A 1,623-nucleotide genomic window follows, 5' to 3' on the forward strand; every position below is an offset into this window, starting at 1 on the left:
ACAACTGTCACGCTTCAAACCTGTATCAACGATCTCGACATCCATAAGAGCAGTTTAGCAAATCAAAGCGAATCGAGGAAGGCGGTCGAAGCCCGGACGCTTACGCTAATTCGCTGGCTCCCTCTACATCTTTGAAGAATGCCCCATCTACAGAAACACCCAAATGGTCTGCAGCGATTTGAGAGGATCCCTTATTGAATGAATCAGCTTCATTCATGAGGGCGGAAGCAAATTCACCAGAATAGTTTGTCCCAAATGCTAGTTGCTCATAGCCCGAAGCAGCCGTGGCCCCCAGCCAACCGAATCCTGCGGCGACATTTGTGGTGCCTCGAGAGACGCCAGACATAGCACCCGCAGGCACTTGTGCCCATCCTCCATCTGCATTCCATTGCGCCCTCTGGGCGTTATGAGCCGCAATTTTCCCTGGAGTCATACGCCGTTCCAGTCCCGTTGGATCGAAGTAGGTCCAAAGTATTGATACAGGCGGACAATCGTAAATAGCAGTCGATTCTTCCTGTTGCGGATGAATCACTTACAGAAGGAAAATCCGAGGCGTATGGAGTCGCAGGAAAAATTTTTTCTAGATGCGATATTTTCAGTTATTCTATGGACATTTCATCATCCTCATGCTCACCCATCATTGATAATTCAACATCGGCAATTCCTTGTTCTGACTCAAACGAGTCAGAACGAAAATGAAAATGGCCGATCTTTCTGGATTTTAAAGCCTGTAGCCTCTCGATGAGCAAATCAATCTCATGCTCACGAAAACTAAATGAGATTCCAGATAAACCTCCGCTAAAATGCTCAATTTTTGATTTCATAAATAATATTAATCATCATCAGGTTCAATGTGATCATTTCCTCCAGACTCATCATTATAATCATGCCAATGTGGACCTCTCTCTTTTCCAGCTTCACGACCTTCTCTATCCCATCGACGATACATATTACCATCCTCATCTTTCCATTGTCGATGCTTACCATCGGTCCTGTCACCGGCTTCGGTTTCCGTTACACCGTCTGGCGATTCCCATTCATCGGGATTACTGGGATATTCAGGTTTAGTTGGCGGCGCGGGCTCTTGCTTCCTATCCACTTCGTCGTTTAAAAACTCTCCACCCTGACTTTCATCTTCTTTTTGTCGTCGTTCTGACTCCTCAGGCGAACCGTCATTGCCCTGATTGTTCATATCAACAATACCCTTGATCGTCAGCGCGATTTCAATCTCAAGAGTTACTTCCAGAATTTTTGCTGAAGCTTGTGCATCTTCTAAACTTCCTCCGTGTCTTAGTGTCTGGCCAGCTGGATTTTTATCGAGTGTGCTCTCACGATATTGATTAGCAACTGCATCTCCTGCATCAGTATCTCCGATTATGTAACCAGAGGTCACCGCAGCACCTGTACTGTAAAAGTCTGCTGCTCCTTGAAATGCCTCGCCGGCAGTTGATGGCAAGTTGGAGAAAGTCCCCCAAACGTCACTCCAATACTGGCCTGTCCAATATGATAGCCCCTGCGGATCGAACTTGGTCCAAAGTCTTGACCCCGACGCGTTATCGTAGGCATGGCGTCATTTTCCCGGTATGACTATTGGGCTGGCTGGTAGAGAGGCAGGCGCGAAGA

The 1,623-nt window shown here is 47.0% G+C and carries 3 protein-coding genes; all 3 read right to left on the reverse strand.

Annotated features, from left to right (window positions below; genetic code table 11):
- Positions 1 to 100 precede the first annotated feature (100 nt).
- Positions 101 to 532 (reverse strand): hypothetical protein, encoded by a 432-nt coding sequence (locus IE065_RS17810; RefSeq protein ID WP_189517665.1) that lies wholly within the window; start codon positions 530 to 532, stop codon positions 101 to 103.
- A 67-nt stretch (positions 533 to 599) separates the two neighbouring features.
- On the reverse strand, positions 600 to 824 hold the full coding sequence (locus IE065_RS17815; RefSeq protein ID WP_189517668.1) for a hypothetical protein: 225 nt from the start codon (positions 822 to 824) through the stop codon (positions 600 to 602).
- A gap of 8 nt (positions 825 to 832) precedes the next feature.
- On the reverse strand, positions 833 to 1,456 hold the full coding sequence (locus IE065_RS17820) for a hypothetical protein (protein ID WP_189517670.1): 624 nt from the start codon (positions 1,454 to 1,456) through the stop codon (positions 833 to 835).
- Positions 1,457 to 1,623 lie beyond the last annotated feature (167 nt).

This window comes from Cerasicoccus arenae (genome assembly GCF_014651635.1).
GTDB classification, from domain to species: Bacteria; Verrucomicrobiota; Verrucomicrobiia; order Opitutales; family Cerasicoccaceae; genus Cerasicoccus; species Cerasicoccus arenae.